The 17,727-nt window shown below is 49.9% G+C and carries 15 protein-coding genes; 6 read left to right on the top strand and 9 right to left on the bottom strand.

The features are described from left to right. Positions 1-78: 78 nt before the first annotated feature. Positions 79-1,674, bottom strand: a complete 1,596-nt coding sequence (locus tag WBL83_RS15050; protein ID WP_424589904.1) for an ABC-F family ATPase — start codon at positions 1,672-1,674, stop codon at positions 79-81. Between the two features lie 233 nt (positions 1,675-1,907). Between WBL83_RS15050 and ldtB the strand changes: the two genes are divergently transcribed. From ldtB to sanA, 5 genes are all read left to right on the top strand, one after another. Continuing rightward, a complete protein-coding gene (ldtB, locus tag WBL83_RS15045) occupies positions 1,908-2,828 on the top strand; it encodes a L,D-transpeptidase (protein ID WP_424589903.1) in 921 nt (306 codons plus the stop codon). Positions 2,829-3,024: 196 nt separating this feature from the next. Then, positions 3,025-3,426 (top strand): CidA/LrgA family protein, encoded by a 402-nt coding sequence (locus WBL83_RS15040; protein WP_424589902.1) that lies wholly within the window; start codon positions 3,025-3,027, stop codon positions 3,424-3,426. Then, positions 3,423-4,118: a CidB/LrgB family autolysis modulator gene (locus tag WBL83_RS15035; protein ID WP_424589901.1), complete on the top strand. Its 696-nt coding sequence runs from the start codon at positions 3,423-3,425 to the stop codon at positions 4,116-4,118. The genes WBL83_RS15040 and WBL83_RS15035 overlap by 4 nt, the downstream gene beginning before the upstream one ends. A gap of 130 nt (positions 4,119-4,248) precedes the next feature. Next, a complete protein-coding gene (gene cdd, locus WBL83_RS15030) occupies positions 4,249-5,133 on the top strand; it encodes a cytidine deaminase (protein WP_424589900.1) in 885 nt (294 codons plus the stop codon). Positions 5,134-5,264: 131 nt separating this feature from the next. After that, entirely contained in the window at positions 5,265-5,984 is a 720-nt protein-coding gene (gene sanA, locus WBL83_RS15025) for an outer membrane permeability protein SanA (RefSeq protein WP_424589899.1), read from the top strand. Between the two features lie 58 nt (positions 5,985-6,042). Here sanA and mglC read toward each other — a convergent pair whose 3' ends face one another. The 7 genes from mglC to WBL83_RS14990 form a co-directional block, all read right to left on the bottom strand. After that, positions 6,043-7,053 (bottom strand): galactose/methyl galactoside ABC transporter permease MglC, encoded by a 1,011-nt coding sequence (mglC, locus tag WBL83_RS15020; protein WP_424589898.1) that lies wholly within the window; start codon positions 7,051-7,053, stop codon positions 6,043-6,045. Positions 7,054-7,072: 19 nt separating this feature from the next. Beyond that, positions 7,073-8,593 carry a galactose/methyl galactoside ABC transporter ATP-binding protein MglA gene (gene mglA, locus WBL83_RS15015; protein ID WP_424589897.1) on the bottom strand — a complete coding sequence of 507 codons (1,521 nt, stop codon included), beginning with the start codon at positions 8,591-8,593 and terminating at the stop codon, positions 7,073-7,075. A gap of 137 nt (positions 8,594-8,730) precedes the next feature. Next, entirely contained in the window at positions 8,731-9,729 is a 999-nt protein-coding gene (gene mglB / locus WBL83_RS15010; RefSeq protein ID WP_424589896.1) for a galactose/glucose ABC transporter substrate-binding protein MglB, read from the bottom strand. A gap of 417 nt (positions 9,730-10,146) precedes the next feature. Further along, positions 10,147-11,169: an HTH-type transcriptional regulator GalS gene (gene galS, locus WBL83_RS15005; protein WP_424589895.1), complete on the bottom strand. Its 1,023-nt coding sequence runs from the start codon at positions 11,167-11,169 to the stop codon at positions 10,147-10,149. Between the two features lie 155 nt (positions 11,170-11,324). Further along, on the bottom strand, positions 11,325-12,482 hold the full coding sequence (gene yeiB / locus WBL83_RS15000; RefSeq protein ID WP_424589894.1) for a DUF418 domain-containing protein YeiB: 1,158 nt from the start codon (positions 12,480-12,482) through the stop codon (positions 11,325-11,327). A gap of 19 nt (positions 12,483-12,501) precedes the next feature. Continuing rightward, entirely contained in the window at positions 12,502-13,167 is a 666-nt protein-coding gene (gene folE / locus WBL83_RS14995) for a GTP cyclohydrolase I FolE (protein ID WP_424589893.1), read from the bottom strand. 128 nt (positions 13,168-13,295) lie between these two features. Further along, positions 13,296-14,417 (bottom strand): YbfB/YjiJ family MFS transporter, encoded by a 1,122-nt coding sequence (locus WBL83_RS14990; protein ID WP_424589892.1) that lies wholly within the window; start codon positions 14,415-14,417, stop codon positions 13,296-13,298. A gap of 149 nt (positions 14,418-14,566) precedes the next feature. Here WBL83_RS14990 and fghA point away from each other — a divergent pair, with 149 nt between their 5' ends. Next, positions 14,567-15,400: an S-formylglutathione hydrolase gene (gene fghA, locus WBL83_RS14985; protein WP_424589891.1), complete on the top strand. Its 834-nt coding sequence runs from the start codon at positions 14,567-14,569 to the stop codon at positions 15,398-15,400. A gap of 221 nt (positions 15,401-15,621) precedes the next feature. On the opposite strand, the gene cirA is transcribed toward fghA, so the two are convergent. Beyond that, positions 15,622-17,592: a catecholate siderophore receptor CirA gene (gene cirA, locus WBL83_RS14980; RefSeq protein ID WP_424589890.1), complete on the bottom strand. Its 1,971-nt coding sequence runs from the start codon at positions 17,590-17,592 to the stop codon at positions 15,622-15,624. Positions 17,593-17,727: the final 135 nt, after the last annotated feature.

The following is a 17,727-nucleotide window of genomic DNA, read 5'->3' as shown; positions in this document are numbered from 1 at the left end:
CGGATAAGCGCAGCGTCATCCGACAATCAGGTGCAACTGGTGGATGACGCTGTCGCTTATCCACCCTACAAAACTAAATTAGCCGTCAATACCTTTGCTGCGCAGGTAATCTTCATAGCCACCGGTAAAGTCAATCACGCGCTCTGGTGTAATTTCAATCACGCGGGTTGCCAGTGAACTTACAAACTCACGGTCATGGGAAACGAAGATCAGCGTGCCCGGGTACATTTCCAGCGCCATGTTCAGCGACTCGATAGATTCCATATCGAGGTGGTTGGTTGGTTCATCCATGACCAGAACGTTCGGACGTTCCATCATTAACTTACCAAACAACATGCGGCCTTTCTCACCACCAGACAGCACCTTCGCAGGCTTTTTGATATCGTCCTGGCTGAACAACAGACGGCCCAGGATGCTGCGCACCGCTTGCTCGTCATCACCTTCTTGCATCCACTGGCTCATCCAGTCGAACACCGTCAGATTGTTTTCAAACTCGTACTCGTGATCCTGCGCGTAGTAACCGATCTGTACGTTTTCAGACCATTTCACAGTTCCCGCATCTGGAGTATGTTCGCCTACCAGGGTTTTAAGCAGGGTAGATTTACCCACGCCGTTCGTCCCGAGGATGGCGAGTTTTTCACCCACTTCCAGCAGCATGTTAACGTCTTTGAATAGCGGGTTGCCTTCAAAGCCTTTCGCCAGCGCTTCCACTTCCAGCGCATTACGGAACAGTTTCTTGTCTTGTTCGAAGCGAATGAACGGGTTCTGACGACTTGATGCTTTCACTTCATCAAGCTTAATTTTATCAATCTGACGAGCACGAGAAGTTGCCTGACGAGATTTCGATGCGTTGGCGCTAAAGCGACTAACGAAGGATTGCAGGTCAGCAATCTGCGCTTTTTTCTTCGCGTTGTCAGACAGCAGACGCTCACGCGCCTGGGTCGCCGCAGTCATGTATTCGTCGTAGTTACCCGGATACACGCGCAGTTCACCGTAGTCCAGATCCGCCATGTGCGTGCACACCATGTTCAGGAAGTGACGGTCGTGCGAGATGATGATCATGGTGCTGTTGCGCTCGTTGAGCACCGTCTCCAGCCAACGGATGGTGTCGATGTCCAGGTTGTTCGTCGGTTCATCGAGCAGCAGAATATCAGGGTTTGAGAACAGCGCCTGCGCCAGCAATACGCGGAGTTTCCAGCCTGGAGCGACTTCACTCATCGGGCCGTAATGCTGTTCTACAGGGATGCCGACGCCTAACAGCAGTTCACCCGCGCGGGCTTCAGCGGTGTAACCGTCCATTTCGCCGTACAGAACTTCCAGATCAGCCACTTTGTAGCCGTCTTCTTCGCTCATCTCTGGCAGCGCGTAAATGCGGTCGCGCTCTTCTTTCACTTCCCAGAGTTCAGCATGGCCCATGATCACCGTGTCGAGTACGGTGAATTTTTCGAAGGCGAACTGATCCTGACGCAGCTTACCGATACGCTCGTTCGGATCGAGCGAGACGTTGCCAAGCGTTGGATCTAAATCGCCACCGAGGATCTTCATAAAGGTAGACTTGCCGCTACCGTTAGCGCCGATCAAGCCGTAACGGTTGCCGCCGCCAAATTTGACAGAAATATTTTCAAACAGCGGCTTACTGCCGAATTGCATTGTGACGTTACTGGAAACTAGCACAGAGATGTCCTGATAAAAGAATTATGTAAGATGTGAGATCGGGCACATTATGCCATAACTCAATGTGTAGATCGCCCTGCTTATGCATTGGCGATAAAATAATCAATACGCAAAAAAATGTGATTTAATCCACATCTGATTTCCCAGGTAGCGCGAATGCACATATAATGCGCGGCTAAACCGCTCCGTTTCTTCACTAACTAGCCTGCATGGCCATAAATACTTCGCATACGATGAATATGAAACTACGCACTATTTTACTGGCATTTGTGGCTGTCGTGTCTTTTAGCAAAACAGCTTCTGCCGTGACCTATCCTCTGCCTACTGATGGCAGCCGTTTGATTGGTCAAAACCAGGTTGTCACTATTCCTGAAGGTAGCACCGCACCGCTGGAAGAATTCGCAGCACGTTACCAGATGGGTCTTTCCAACATGTTGGAAGCAAACCCTGGAGTTGACCCGTATTTGCCAAAACCGGGCACTATCCTGAACATTCCTCAGCAGTTGATCCTGCCGGATACCGTTCATGAAGGTATTGTCATCAACAGTGCTGAAATGCGCCTCTACTATTACCCGGCTGGCACCAACACGGTTATCGTGCTGCCAATCGGTATCGGCCAGTTGGGTAAAGACACCCCAATGAACTGGACGACAAAAGTAGAACGTAAGAAAGCTGGCCCAACCTGGACACCAACAGCGAAAATGCATGCTGAATATATTGCTGCGGGTACGCCACTGCCAGCGGTTGTTCCAGCAGGCCCGGACAACCCTATGGGTCTGTATGCGCTGTATATCGGTCGTCTGTACGCGATTCACGGTACCAACGCGAACTTCGGTATCGGCCTGCGCGTGAGCCACGGTTGTGTGCGTCTGCGTAACGAAGACATCAAGTTCCTGTTCGAGAAAGTGCCAGTCGGTACTCGCGTTCAGTTCATCAACGAACCGGTTAAAGCCACCGTTGAGCCAGATGGCGCACGCTACATTGAAGTGCATAACCCACTGTCTACCACTGAAGCGCAGTTCAACTCTCGTGAGATTGTTCCAATTACGCTGAAGAACAACGTGACTGCCATTACTGCGCAGCCAGACGTTGACAGCACCGTATTGGATCAAGCGATTCAGGGCCGTTCCGGTATGCCGGTACGCTTGAACTAAGCCTGGTTTATCCAATTGAAAGCGGCCTACGGGCCGCTTTTTTTATGCCTGTAAAACGCAGCGCTGTGCTATTGCCCAAAACTTTCTGGAGCGTTCCAACCAGGAATGTTTGGTATGCTAATAATTCATGATGTGACCGGTAGCACATTTTTGAGTTTAATTGTATGATGAATGCGTTTTCTAAAAGGTAATCACTATGCGTAACTCACTTACCGCACTTTGGCAGTACCTGCGAGCATTTATTATAATTTACATATGCTTATATGCAGGCATTGCTATCTCGTCACTGCTTCCCATGACTATTCCTGGCAGCATTATTGGCATGCTCATTCTGTTTGTTTTGCTGTCACTGCAAATCGTTCCTGCCAAATGGGCTAAGCCAGGTTGCCAGATACTGATTCGTAATATGGCACTGCTGTTTGTGCCGATTGGCGTGGGTGTTATGCAGTATGTCGATGTGATAAAGCAGCAATTTGGCCCGGTGGTCGTGTCGTGCTTTATCAGTACATTAGTGGTGCTGGTCGTGGTGAGCTGGTCTTCTCATTTAATCCATGGAGAACGAAAAGTCGTGGGTGAGCATGAGGGTGAAACAAAATGATGCATCATCTATGGTGGTCTTTACCCTTAACGCTGGTGACTTTTTTCCTCGCCCGCCAGGTCGCTGTACGTTATAAATCGCCGATCCTGAACCCGTTGCTGATCTCCATGATTGTGATAATTCCAATTCTGGTCTTCACCCGTACGCCTTACGAACATTATTTCGAAGGCAGTAAAATATTGAATGACTTGCTGCAGCCCGCAGTTGTGGCCCTCGCCTTCCCGCTTTACGAACAGCTGCATCAGATTCGCGCACGTTGGAAATCCATTATCACTATCTGTTTTATCGGCAGCATGGTGGCGATGATTACCGGGACATCGGTAGCACTGCTGATGGGCGCAACCCCACAAATTGCCGCATCAATCTTGCCTAAATCAGTGACCACACCGATTGCCATGGCGGTCGGCGGCAGTATCGGTGGTATTCCTGCCATCAGCGCGGTGTGCGTTATTTTCGTCGGTATTCTGGGGGCGGTGTTTGGTCATACCTTGTTGAATCTGATGCGTATTACGACTAAATCATCACGTGGGCTGGCGATGGGAGCGGCTTCACACGCCCTGGGCACGGCACGCTGTGCAGAACTTGATTACCAGGAAGGTGCGTTTAGTTCACTGGCACTGGTGATTTGCGGCATCATTACCTCATTGATTGCCCCGTTCCTGTTCCCCATTATTTTAGCTGTAGTGGGTTAAAACTTGCGAGAGATCGCGCATTTTCATTCTTTATTTCATAAGTTGCATTTGTAATTAGATAAAGATCACATATAAAGCCTATGCAGACCCGTAAACTACGGGTCAATAACTTGCTATGAGGCTAATATCCATGCGCTCACGTTTTCAGGCTGCTCTCGCACAACTCCCGGCTCCACTGCAAGCCGCACTGCAACCCTTGATTGCTGACTCTCATTTCCCGGCAATGTTTATTGCTTCCGAAGTAGAATCACTGAAAGCTCAGACCGGACTGGATGACGATGCGCTGGCGTTTGCCTTATTGCCGCTCGCAGCCTCTTGTGCCCGTGCTGATTTATCCCAGTTCTACGTGGGAGCCGTGGCTCGCGGCGTCAGTGGTAACCTTTATTTTGGCGGCAATATGGAGTTTCCAGGCTCCACCATGCAGCAGACCGTTCATGCCGAGCAGAGTGCAATTACCCACGCCTGGATGCGCGGTGAAAAAGCACTTTCAGCGATTACTGTTAACTACACACCATGCGGTCACTGCCGTCAGTTTATGAATGAACTGAATAGCGGTGTGGCATTGCGTATTAATTTGCCAGGCCGTAAACCTGCCACCCTCGGCGATTATCTGCCGGATGCCTTTGGCCCACGCGATTTAGAAATCAAAACTTTGCTGCTTGATGAAATGGATCATGGCTTTGCATTGCAAGGCGATGAACTGAGTCAAGCCGCTATTACCGCAGCAAACCGCAGCCACGCGCCGTACAGTAATGCGCCATCAGGTGTGGCGCTGGAAATGCGTGACGGGACGATCTTCAAAGGCAGCTACGCGGAAAACGCAGCCTTCAACCCTTCCTTGCCGCCACTGCAGGCAGCACTGAATCTGTTGAGCCTGTCGGGTTACGACTATAACGAGATTCAGCGTGCCATCCTTGCTGAGAAAGCCGCTGCGCCACTGACACAATGGGACGCCACCGCTGCCACACTCAAAGCGCTGGGTTGCATGAATATTGACCGTACTCTTCTCAATTGATGCTCGCAGTACGGGTGCGGATGCGCCCGTACTGTTGAAAATTAACTCGACCAACCTCGTGAATCTTGCTCTTCACCACCAGGTAAAGTAGCCTTGGATAAAATTCCCTCCCTTTATTGAGCCGCAAGTCCATGTTGAAGCGCGTGTTTTATAGCCTGTTGGTAATAATCGGATTGGCTGTGGTAGCTGCGCTTTGTCTTGACCGTTGGATAAGCTGGAAAACTGCACCCTACGTCTATGATGACCTGCAGGATTTACCCTACCGCCAGGTCGGCGTCGTCCTTGGCACCGCCAAGTATTACCGGACCGGTGTGATTAATCAGTACTATCAATATCGTATTCAAGGTGCGTTAAATGCCTATAACAGCGGCAAGGTGAACTACCTGCTGTTAAGCGGCGATAATGCGCTGCAAAGTTACAACGAACCGATGACGATGCGAAAAGATCTGATTGCCGGTGGTGTTGACCCGGCAGACATCGTGCTGGATTACGCCGGTTTTCGTACCCTGGACTCCATCGTTCGTACCCGAAAAGTCTTTGATACCAATGATTTCATCATCATCACTCAGCGTTTCCATTGCGAACGTGCGCTGTTTATCGCCCTACATATGGGGATTCAGGCGCAGTGTTACGCCGTCCCTTCACCGAAAAATATGATGACCGTGCGGGTTCGCGAATTTGGTGCACGTTTAGGGGCGCTGGCGGATTTATATATCTTCAAGCGTGAACCGCGTTTCCTTGGGCCGCTAGTGCCCATCCCTGCGATGTATGAAGTCCCGGAAGATGCGCAAGCTTACCCGGCGGTGACACCAGAGCAGTTGCTGGAATTGCAGAAAGAAGTGAAGAAATAGCAGGCATAAAAAAACCCGCACCGAATACTAAGTGCGGGTCTTGGTAAAACGTTGAGTATTACTTCTTACGAGCGTATTTCAGTGAATCCAGCGCTACCGCGAAGATAATAATCGCACCCTTAATAATATACTGCCAGTAAGGGTTCACGCCGATATACGTCAGACCGTAGTTGATGACGGTGAAGATGATAACACCGGTCACTACGCCTACGACCGTACCCACCCCGCCACTAAATGACACGCCGCCGACTACGCACGCCGCAATCGCATCCAGTTCATACATGAAGCCGAGGTTGTTGGTTGCAGAACCGATACGACCGGCTTCCAACATCCCACCAAAGGCGTAGAACACACCAGACAGCGCATAAATCATGATCAAGTTCAGTGCAACGTTAACACCAGAAACTTTAGCCGCTTCAGGGTTACCACCGATAGCGAAGATGTTCTTACCAAAGCGGGTTTTGTTCCACAGGATCCAGACAAAGCCAATCGCAATCAGGGCATAGAAGGTGATGTACGAGAGCTTAAAGTTACCCATCTTGATAAAGCCCTGGGTAAAGGTCGAGAATCCGCTATCAAACCCCGCAATCGGTGATGCACCGACAAAGTCGTAGTACAGGGAGTTAATACCGTAAACGATGATCATGGTACCCAAAGTGGTGATAAACGGCGTCACGTTCAGGTAAGCGATGATAATGCCGTTAACCAGACCAATGATGGCACCGATAGCGCACACGATCAGGATAACCAGAGCAATTGGCATGGTTTGCATATCAGGGAAAACTTTGTTCACGTTTTCCATCGACTGTAAGAATGTGGCAGAAACCACCGCAGCCAGACCCACCTGACGACCCGCTGAAAGGTCAGTACCCTGAGTGACAATCAGACCTGCCACGCCCAGTGCAATAATAATACGCACAGAAGATTGGGTCAGAATGTTACTTAAGTTCATTAAACTTAAAAACGTTGGATCCTGGAAAATAATAATCGCCAGTAGCACCAGCAATACGACATAAATGCCGCCTTCTTTCAGATAAGTTAGAAAACTTTTCTTATTTAACGCACTCATTTTAACAGCCCCTAAATTATCAAAGGTGCACAGACGCAAGACGTAATATTTCGTTCTGCGTGGTTGTTTTAGTGTCTACAATACCGGCAACGAGACCATTGCTCATGACCAGGATACGATCTGTAATCCCTAACAACTCTGGCATTTCGGACGAAATAATGATGATTCCTTTCCCTTTTTTGGCAAGTTCAGCAATGAGCTGATAAATTTCAAACTTTGCCCCAACGTCAATCCCACGAGTTGGTTCATCTAACATTAAAATTTCCGGCTGGGTTAATAACCAACGACCGATAATGACTTTCTGTTGGTTACCGCCTGATAGCGAACCAATTGCCGTGCGGTGTCCTGGTGTTTTGACACGCATGGAGTCGATTACCCACTGGGTATCGCTTTTCATGCGCGAATTATCCAGCAAGCCAACTTTATTTTTATAATTGCGAATATTAGAAATCAGCGAGTTAAAACCGATATCCAGATAGGCATAAATACCGGTTGAGCGACGCTCTTCCGTCACCAACGCAAAACCATGGTTAATGGCTTCATTCGCAGTATGGTTATTAATCTTTTTGCCGTGCAGCATAATGGTACCGTCTGATTTTTCACGGATACCAAATAGCGTTTCAACAATATCAGTACGTTTCGCACCGACCAGACCGGCAATTCCGAGAATTTCCCCTTTGTGCAAATCAAAGGAAACATCGCGAATCGAGGGTTGACGCAGTGAGGTCAGGTTACGGACTTCCATAATCACTTCACCCGGCACGTTCTCTTTTGTCGGGAAACGTTGGTTCAGCGAGCGGCCAACCATCATGGAGATGATCTTGTCCATATCCAGCCCTTCTAATGGCTGGGTGGCAATCCATTGTCCGTCACGTAAGATCGTGATTTCATCACAAAGCTGGAAGATCTCTTCCATTTTATGAGAGATATAAACAATGCCGCAGCCACGTTCTTTTAGCTTACGAATGATTTTGAAAAGGTGGTTAACTTCCTTTTCTGTCAATGAGGATGTTGGCTCATCCATGATGACGATTTTGGCATTGTAAGAGAACGCTTTGGCAATTTCGATCATCTGCATTTGTGAAACTGACAGCGTGCCAACGCGGGCGCGCGGATCAATATCAATATCCAGTTCATCGAAAATGTGTTTGGTATCGCGGTACATTTTGTCCTGGTCGACAAATACACCTTTGGTTGGATAACGACCCAGCCACATGTTATCCATTACGGTACGCTGTAATACCAGGTTTAATTCCTGGTGCACCATGGAAATACCGTTTTCCAGCGCTTCTTTGGTGCTGGAGAAGTTAACTTCATTACCCTGAAAAAGAATGCTGCCGGAATCTTTGCTGTAGATCCCAAATAGGCATTTTAATAATGTTGATTTACCTGCACCGTTCTCTCCCATTAAAGCGTGAATGGAATGAGGACGGACTTTTAAATTAACATTATCCAGTGCCTTAACGCCGGGGAATGATTTATTAATGTTGGTCATTTCCAACAAATATTCCGACGACTGATTTGTAATATTGTCGACCATAATTACGGTTCCAATAGTGTCACTGAGTGGATTGAGCCGGACGAAAATTACATCCGGCTCGACACTTTTTTTTAAAACCATGTCCAAAATAATTCGAGTGCAGTTAACGCAGCTGCGGCTCGAAATATGAAGGACATTTATTTACCGGTAAATTCAGCCAGATTGCTTTGATCAACACCGACGTAAGGGATACGAACGATTTTGTTATCAATCTTCCACTTAGTACCTTCAGCGGCAGGCTTACCATCGGCCAGGTTTTTAGCCAGATCGAAGGTTGCTTTAGCCTGGTTGTTAGCGTCGTTCAGAACGGTACCCGCCATTGCGCCAGACTTAACCATAGCCAGTGCTTCTGGCAGGGCATCTACACCAAATACTGGGATAGAAGATTTGTTGTGTGCTTTCAGCGCTTCTACAGCACCCATAGCCATCGCATCGTTGTTGGCGATAACCACTTCGATTTTGTTAGCGTTCGGGCCGGACAACCATGCGTCCATCTTATCTTTAGCCTGAGCGGTGTCCCACATTGCAGTGTCTAACTGCAGTTGTTGGGTTTTCAGGCCTTTGGTGTTCAGCTCTTTAATAACATAGGTAGTACGTGCTTCAGCATCCGGGTGGCCTGGTTCGCCTTTCAGCAGAACGAATTGAACCTGACCATCTTTGTTCAGATCCCATGCTGGGTTAGCCGCCCAATGTTTAGCAATCAGGTCGCCCTGGATGATGCCAGATTCTTTAGAGTCAGTACCCACGTAGTAAGCTTTGTCGTAGCTATCCAGCGCTTTACGAGAAGGTTCTTTGTTGTAGAACACAATTGGAATGTTCTGGCCGCGTGCTTTTTCGATAACAGTGCCCGCTGCAGCTGGGTCAACCAGGTTGATTGCCAGCGCTTTAACGCCTTTTGCCAACAGCACGTCAATCTGATCGTTCTGCTTGGACTGGTCGTTCTGGGAGTCGTTCATCAGCAGTTCAACGTCAGGTGAAGCTTTTGCGTCTTTCTCAATCGCTTTGCGTACTACTGACATGAAGTTATCGTCGTATTTGTAAATGGTCACACCAATACGAGTATCAGCTGCATGAGCGGCTGCACCAAACAACATGCAAGACATAACGGCGGACAGGGTCAAAACCTTCTTATTCATGGTATCTCCGGTTTTTTTGCAGGGTAGTTCTAGTGGTATTCAGGCAGGCAGCATTGTTATAGAAACGTTACTGAGTGCCGAAAATTTTTCTCTGTTAAAAAAACTCTTCCGTGTTCTGTAACGATCCATAACTGCTTTTATTGATATCCCCGTCATACTTCAAATCGCTGATGCGTTGGCTGCGTTTGCTCGCCCGAATCTCTTACCAGAGTAAGCTCATCGGGACTCACGCTCTTGCCGCCTTACTTCAACTTGAATTACTTGGGTATAATTTTTTTGCTTAATACCTATACGTAAACTGATTAATCACCGTTACATATAGTTTCAGCTGATAAGACGCTGACATCATAGTCATCGCAATGTTAATTAACTGTGAATTTACTCACAAATTGAAACCGGTTACATCAAAGACTTTGTTCAGAGAGTGATCGGTGCCGCAGTTTGCCGTGGAGCCACTGAATGGCGACGGACTAAAGTCGGCATAAAACAGTGTGTTGCACCAATATCGAGCGTTCCTGCTGCCCCTTGTAAGGCCAGCTCAGTCGCCAGACGCGCCATTGAAACAATGGGGTAACGCACCGTAGTGAGTTGCGGATCGGTGTAACGCGCGATAGGAATATCATCAAAGCCAATCACTGAAACATGATGCGGGACGACAATTCCGTTATCTTTCAATGCGGTTAACGCTCCGGCTGCCATGCTGTCGTTGTAAGCAAATACCGCAGTGAGCTGCAGGTTGCGGCCCAGTAATTCCACCATTGCCGCTTCGCCACCCTGCATATCTGGTGAACCCACGCCCACCCAGCTTTCAGGCGGTGTAATTCCCTGCTCCGTCATACCGCGCATCCACCCTTCCCGGCGTTGTGCGTTATCTTCAATCGCGTGGCTGGAGGCCAGATAACCAATGCGTTGATGGCCCTGATTAAACAGCATTCGTGTGGCCATTAACGCACCACTAACGTTATCAAGCCCTACGCATCGGTGCTCATAACCCGGCACGATGCGATTAACCAGCACCATACCTGGAATTTGATCGAGGAACTCGCCTAACTCTTGATCGCTAAGGGCTTTGGCGTGAACAATCAATGCGTTACAACGTTGACGAATCAACACTTCAATCGCATGACGCTCTTTTTCTTCCTGATGATAACTGTTGCCGATGAGGACATATTTGTTGTGCTGCTGTGCCACAACATCCACCGCTTTAACCAGTGCGCCAAAGAACGGGTCAGACACATCCATCACGACGACGCCGATGGTGTCACTGACCTGCGTTGCCAGAGCCTGGGCGTTGGCGTTCGGCCGGTATCCCAGCTGCGCCACCGCCTGCATGACACTTTCACGGGTATCCGCACTGACGAGCGCACTGTTATTAAGAACACGGGAAACGGTCGCCACTGAGACACCGGCGATGCGGGCAACGTCACGAATGGTGATCATATTTTTCACCAGTCGAAAGAGGAGTTAGTCTCATGAATACACCCTGTATATGGCAAGGTGGCTATTCTGGCAGTGACTTAGAAATGACTACGTGAGGATGATCACATCAATGAAAACGGTTACATACAATTCGTTAACGTTTGTGATGTATATCATTATCTTGCTGTATGTTTCAGGGAGACCCCTGCTGCGCGGGCAGTCAGCTGCCGCCACAGCCACTCAACTGGCCCCTGGCGGAAGTAACGCAACCACAGCAGAGAGAACAGGATATTGATAGCCCAGACAGCAGGTACAAACGCCAGCAAAGTGAGGCGGTCATACTTCATGAACCCGTCGAAGCGGAAGAAGAAAGTGGTGCAAATAACTGATTGTAATAGGTAATTCGACAAAGCCATGCGACCAACATGCGCCACAGCATTGACCAGGCGAAGGCGCGAAAGCTGCGGCCAGTATCCAAATGCCAGGGCGGCATAGCCGATAGTCTGGAACGGCGCACTCAATTCACGCGGGGCTTGCAGCAAGAAAGCACACCAACGATACGACCAGCCAACATGCCACTGAGCATAGATAGCCGGGATATTAATTAACATACCGACGATGATAAGCCACAGTCCCGTGCGGCGGTAATGATGCAAACTAAACTCGCCCCGCAACCAACCGCAACGCATTAATGACGCACCCAGCAACATCATTCCAGCCAGTTGCCAGCCGTACTGCGCACCTAACGCCACCAGATTTGAAGAGAGTAAGTCCACGCGGTTACTGATGGCTTCGTGACCGCCATTGAGTTTCCACCATTGCTCATACTGCAAATTTGCCGCATCAGGAACCCATGAACGATTCGGCGCATCCCCTGAAATAAAGCCCAGCAACAACAGCACACCAATACCAGTGAGATACAACATTACGCCGGTATTAAACAGCGAACGTATTCCCGGCGCGTCGCGTATCAGGCGCCAGCACACCAGCCCTACCAGACCGTAAGCCAGCAAAATATCGCCATCCCACAAGAAGATAGCGTGCATGAAACCCAACAATACTAATAACGTAAGACGCGACTGTATCCAGCGTTTGCCGCGATGTAACAACATCTGCAGGCCTGCGCCAAATAAGAGAGCGAATAGCGTGAGGAATTTAACCTGGGCAAACAGATCGAGAATTGCCCATGTCCACGCATTGCGGTCGGTAATCGCCCCGGACCATGCTGGATTGAGGTACGCCGCCTTCGGTAAACCGAAAGCCACGATATTAAGCAGCAGGATGCCGAGAATTGCGACGCCACGGACAAAATCCAGCGTGACATTTCTCTCCATACACCCTGCCCGATTAATGTTAGTTATGACGCACAGCGCGCAGGAATTCCTGACGTGTATTCTGACTGGACTTGAACAAGCCACCTAAGGATGTGGTGGTTGTCGCACTGGTGGCATCCTGCACACCACGCGCTTTCACACAATAATGGACCGCATCAATAGATACCGCCACATTGTTGGTGCCAAGCAGTGTTTGCAGAGCAATCAGGATCTGCTGAGTTAAGCGCTCCTGCACCTGCGGACGCTGCGCGAAGAATTGCACAATGCGGTTAATTTTTGACAGGCCAATCACCGTGTCTTTCGGCAAATAAGAAACGGTCGCTTTACCGTCGATGGTCACGAAATGGTGTTCACAAGTACTGGTGAGCGTAATGTTACGCACCGTGACCATTTCATCGACCTTCATCTTATTCTCGATGACAGTGATTTTCGGGAAGTTGGCGTAATCAAGGCCGGAGAAAATCTCATCGACATACATTTTTGCGATGCGATGCGGGGTTTCCATCAAGCTGTCGTCGCTCAAATCAAGATTCAGCAACAGCATGATTTCCGTCATATGCTCGGCAATCTGACGCTTGCGGGTTTCGTTGTCTAACTCACGCAATTGTGGACGCAGCGGGGTTTCCAGGCCGCGTGCAAGTAATGCTTCGTGAACCAATGCGGCTTCTGGACTTAATGATGACATGTTATTTTCTCCTGCAGGTGAGACTGACCTCGGCCCTACGTGGGGCAAAGTGTGCGCTCATTGTGCGTGAGCGCGGTCGCATAATCCAGTAGTGCGAACGATAATTATTGAAATCGTCAAAACCTCAACTATTTCCGCCAAACCAAACCGCCGCCTACCAATAAAGCAAATCCAGCGATATATAACGCGGGCTCGAGTTGACCTGTGAGCGACGTGGATATCGCCGATAACATCGGGCCGACCAACTGCCCCATAGCATATCCGGTGGTCAGCAATCCCGCCATGTAACGAGTATGCTGTGGCGCCAGTTCACGGCCATATTGTAATGACAGTTGCACTGCGCATAAGAACCCGCCTCCGACTAACAACGACCCCAGGACCAGCCCAAACATGCCGGGAATCATATCTGAGGCAAATACCCCGAGTGCCTGTAACCAGAGCACCAGTGCCAGACGCTGATGAGTTTGCAGCCATTGACGCGCAGCGATACCCAGTAAAATGCCACATACCGCTGCCCCGCCAAATATCGGCCAGACAAATTGCGCAAAGGCACTACCCGGAAAACGGGCGCTGGCCATCTGCGATAAAAACGTAGCAGGCAAAATATAGCCAAATCCTGCCAGGCTGTAGCTCCAGACCAGGCGTTTGAGTGGCGCAGTTAAGACCAGCGGCTCAGGCGCGGATTCCGGGCGGTGTAACTCCCCTTTCCGCGGCAAGTTGCGGGCAATCAATACAATGAAAAACAGCGCCAGAAAACCATACACCAGCCAGGCAAGGCTTGCGGATAAACCGTAGCTGTGAATCAAAACCGCCAATAAACCACTGATAAATATCCCGGCACCCGGGCCGGCAAATACCGCAGCGCTTAAACCGGGTTTACCTAAATGCGCCAGTTGCTCGTTGCTCCAGGCGGCAATTAATACCATCGCCCAACCACTGGCTGCGCCAATCAGAAAACGAATCAGGGCGTGCCATAATGCGGCATCTACGGTGGCTGACAGCAGCGTTAAAATCACCGCCCCCCAGACACCGCACATCAAACGTAACTCGACACGTCGGTGCGCGCGCATGGCATCCCACGCCCCCACCAGATATCCAAGGTAGTTAATTGCTGCTACCAAACCCGCACTGGTTAGGGTAAGTTGCCCTTCCGCTATCATCAGCGGGACTTGTGGCGTAAACGCAAAACGGCCTATGCCCATGGCGACGACCAACACCAGAAATCCCGTTAACGCTATACGTGCCGCCACACCGCCCCCAATTGTTACGATTCCGTTGCCAGTATGATGCAGCATGGCTAGACTGGGGAGAAGTGAATATTCCTCAATCACATTGAATAGATACCCAAAATACTTCGATGCGGCTTGAAATATGAAGGGTAAAAATTAAGGACCTCTGGATGGAACTCCTGGAAGAACACCGATGTTTTGAAGGCTGGCAACAACGCTGGCGTCATGATTCCACGGTACTGAAATGCCCGATGACGTTCAGTATTTTTCTGCCAACGCCGCGTGATACCGCTACTCCACCGGTTCTGTACTGGCTTTCCGGTTTGACCTGTAACGATGAAAACTTCACTACCAAAGCGGGCGCACAGCGTGTTGCATCTGAGCTGGGTATTGTGCTGGTAATGCCAGATACCAGTCCGCGCGGTGAGAACGTGCCAAATAGTGACAGCTACGATCTCGGCCAGGGCGCAGGTTTTTACCTCAACGCCACCGAGCAGCCGTGGGCTGAGCATTTCCGCATGTACGACTATATTAATGACGAACTGCCCGCGTTGATTGCTGATAATTTCAGTATCAGCGAGAAAGCCTCTATTTTCGGCCATTCGATGGGTGGTCACGGCGCACTGACCATCGCGTTAAAAAATCCAGGCCGTTATTGTTCAGTTTCCGCATTTGCACCGATTGTGAACCCAACCCGTGTGCCGTGGGGGCAAAAAGCCTTTAACGCCTATTTAGGTTCGAACGAAGAGAAATGGCGCGAGTGGGATAGTTGCTGTTTGTTGATGCAGGCCGACAGCGCGCAGGCGATTCCGGTGCTTATTGATCAAGGCGATGCCGATCAATTTCTGGCTGATCAACTGCAACCTGCGCAGTTTGCGGAAGTTGCACGTCAGAAGAACTGGCCGTTAACGTTGCGTGTGCAACCGGGTTACGATCACAGCTATTATTTTATCTCTTCATTTGTTGAAGATCATTTGCGCTTCCACGCAGAGCATTTGGCGTAGCAATACAGTCGGATGACGCTTCGCTTATCCGACCTACGCGATAATAGTGGTGGTCGAGCGTAAGCATCGTCCACCACAAACACTGCATCGTAGGGTGGATAAGCGAAGCGTCATCCACCACCAGCCCGAAGTCGTAAGGTGGATAAGCGAAGCGTCATCCACCACAAACACAACATCGTAGGGTGGATAAGCGAAGCGTCATCCACCATTTACACGCTCAATTAGAACGAATAATCCACCGCCATAAAGTAACGACGGCCATCTTCGTTATAACTGTAATCGTCACGACTCAAATCTTTGTCGCCCAGGTTCAGCACACCTGCACGTAATTTGACGCTTTTCGTCGCCTTCCATGCCGCACCGGTATTCCATACCACGTAACCACCAGGCGTTGCTTCACCGTTGGTAGTGGCACGTTGCTCGCCGGTATAATTCCCTGAAACATAGAATGACCAGTCATCCAACGGCGCCCAATCCACTGTACCGTTGGCGGTATGGAATGGCAGAGTAGCCAGAGGTTTATTGCCACCGCCACTCAGATCACGACCGTCGTTATAGGTGTAATTCAGCGTCAACTTCCATTGATCGTTGAACGGTACTTTCACCTCGGTTTCCACACCGCGAACGCGTGCTTTGTTGACGTTGTAGTATTTGAAGACCGGGCGACCCGCATTGTCAAAACCAACAAAGTTTGGATAAGACGGTGCCAGTGAACGGTCCTGGGTACGGTTAATACCAATCATGTCATCGAGGTTGTTCTGGAAGGTGGTGATACTTCCTGACACGCCATCCAGAATCCCTTCATCACCGGCAAAGTAAAGACCCAGCTCGAAGCTTTCGCTGGTTTCCGGTTTCAAATCCGGGCTACCGACAATCTTACAAGAACCACGGCACGAGTTACTGGTCCAGTCCGGGCTCAATTGCAGCAACGATGGCGCTTTAAATGCCGTTGCCCAGCCACCTTTCATGGTGATGGTATCCGTCGCGCTATACACCAGGTATGCACGCGGACTCCAGTGATCACCGTAAGTTTCGTGGTCATCCATACGCACGCCGGTGGTCAACGCCAGCGGTTCGAATATCCGCCATTCGTCTTCCAGGAACAGGGCGTACTGGCTGGCCGAGGTTGCGGTGCTGTTGCTGCCGGTGAGGTTAACAGGGTCAGTCAGCTTATCGTGACGCCATTCACCACCAAAGGTCAGCAACTGGTTAATCTCGCCCAAAGGCAGCACCAGTTTTCCGTCGAGGCTATTGTTGCGCGACGTGATAGGTGCGCTGTTGCCGGGATTGAGGTTATCAATCTTGTCGCCATAGAAACGCAGTTCGGTATTGCCGTAATCCCAACGCCCATTATGGGAAATCGAGTAATCCTGGCGCTCCATGCGGTTTTGGTTCAGAGAGTCTGAATCCCTGTCCTGACGGTCAAAACCGTAACCAAAGCTCATGTCCTGGTTTTCGGTTGGCGTCAGGGCAAACTCAGCGCTGCCGCTGCGTGTGGTGAAACCTTCAATGCGGGGAGTTTCACCCGTCGCACTGGTGCTGGAAGGTTCTTGTTTATCTTTCTCGCGTTTACCGAGGTTGCCATAAACTTTTACCCCAAGCAGATCGTCAATGATGGGGCCGCTGGCGAAGAAGTTGCTGTTGTAAGAATCGCCGCGATCGCGATTTTCCTGAATGGTGGTATCCGCCGTCACGGTGCCGTGCCAGGCCTTGCCCACTTTGCGCGTAATAATGTTAACCACGCCGCCTAACGCATCTGAGCCGTATAACGATGACATCGGCCCGCGCACCACTTCGATACGTTCGATAGCATCAACCGGGATCCAGTTAAGGTCAAAATCGTTATGACGGAAGACAGCGTTACGCGAGTTCACCCGCTTGCCATCCACCAAAATCAGCGTGTAGCTACTGTCCAGACCACGAATACTGACCCCCTGGCGGTTATCCCCTTCGTTGGTGAGTTGCACACCCGGGACTTCCTGCAGAACATCTTTCAGGTTCTGGATAGGCTTTTTCTTCAGATCTTCTTGAGTAATCACGCTAATACTGGCTGGGGCATCTTTGAGGTTTTGCTCAGTAGCAGACGCAGTAACAACCATCGTGTCTTCACGTTCTTCGGCAATGACCGGAAACGCAGCTGTGATTAATGACGCGCAAAGTCCTCCCCGGACGATGGGATTCAACCTTAACATTCCTTTCTCCATGAGGTGAATAGCAAACTGTATCAATGGACTGCGCTCACATTCCCTGGTGCGTCGTTGGCTACATTGGCCATCGACAGCGCGCTTAACTCATCGACATCCAGCCGAGGAAAAGCGTGGCGACAC

The sequence above is a fragment of the Buttiauxella sp. genome (assembly GCF_049686335.1).
Lineage (GTDB): Bacteria > Pseudomonadota > Gammaproteobacteria > Enterobacterales > Enterobacteriaceae > Buttiauxella.
Note: the sequence above shows the minus strand (reverse complement) of the source record. Positions and strands in the feature narration are given on the sequence as shown.

Bases quoted from the DNA above. Each gene is read 5' to 3' on its own strand.
- ldtB (WP_424589903.1), top strand. From the start codon at position 1,908: ATGAATATGAAACTACGCACTATTTTACTGGCATTTGTGGCTGTCGTG.
- WBL83_RS15040 (WP_424589902.1), top strand. From the start codon at position 3,025: ATGCGTAACTCACTTACCGCACTTTGGCAGTACCTGCGAGCATTTATT.
- WBL83_RS15035 (WP_424589901.1), top strand. From the start codon at position 3,423: ATGATGCATCATCTATGGTGGTCTTTACCCTTAACGCTGGTGACTTTT.
- cdd (WP_424589900.1), top strand. From the start codon at position 4,249: ATGCGCTCACGTTTTCAGGCTGCTCTCGCACAACTCCCGGCTCCACTG.
- sanA (WP_424589899.1), top strand. From the start codon at position 5,265: ATGTTGAAGCGCGTGTTTTATAGCCTGTTGGTAATAATCGGATTGGCT.
- mglC (WP_424589898.1), bottom strand. From the start codon at position 7,053: ATGAGTGCGTTAAATAAGAAAAGTTTTCTAACTTATCTGAAAGAAGGC.
- mglA (WP_424589897.1), bottom strand. From the start codon at position 8,593: ATGGTCGACAATATTACAAATCAGTCGTCGGAATATTTGTTGGAAATG.
- mglB (WP_424589896.1), bottom strand. From the start codon at position 9,729: ATGAATAAGAAGGTTTTGACCCTGTCCGCCGTTATGTCTTGCATGTTG.
- galS (WP_424589895.1), bottom strand. From the start codon at position 11,169: ATGATCACCATTCGTGACGTTGCCCGCATCGCCGGTGTCTCAGTGGCG.
- yeiB (WP_424589894.1), bottom strand. From the start codon at position 12,482: ATGGAGAGAAATGTCACGCTGGATTTTGTCCGTGGCGTCGCAATTCTC.
- folE (WP_424589893.1), bottom strand. From the start codon at position 13,167: ATGTCATCATTAAGTCCAGAAGCCGCATTGGTTCACGAAGCATTACTT.
- fghA (WP_424589891.1), top strand. From the start codon at position 14,567: ATGGAACTCCTGGAAGAACACCGATGTTTTGAAGGCTGGCAACAACGC.
- cirA (WP_424589890.1), bottom strand. From the start codon at position 17,592: ATGTTAAGGTTGAATCCCATCGTCCGGGGAGGACTTTGCGCGTCATTA.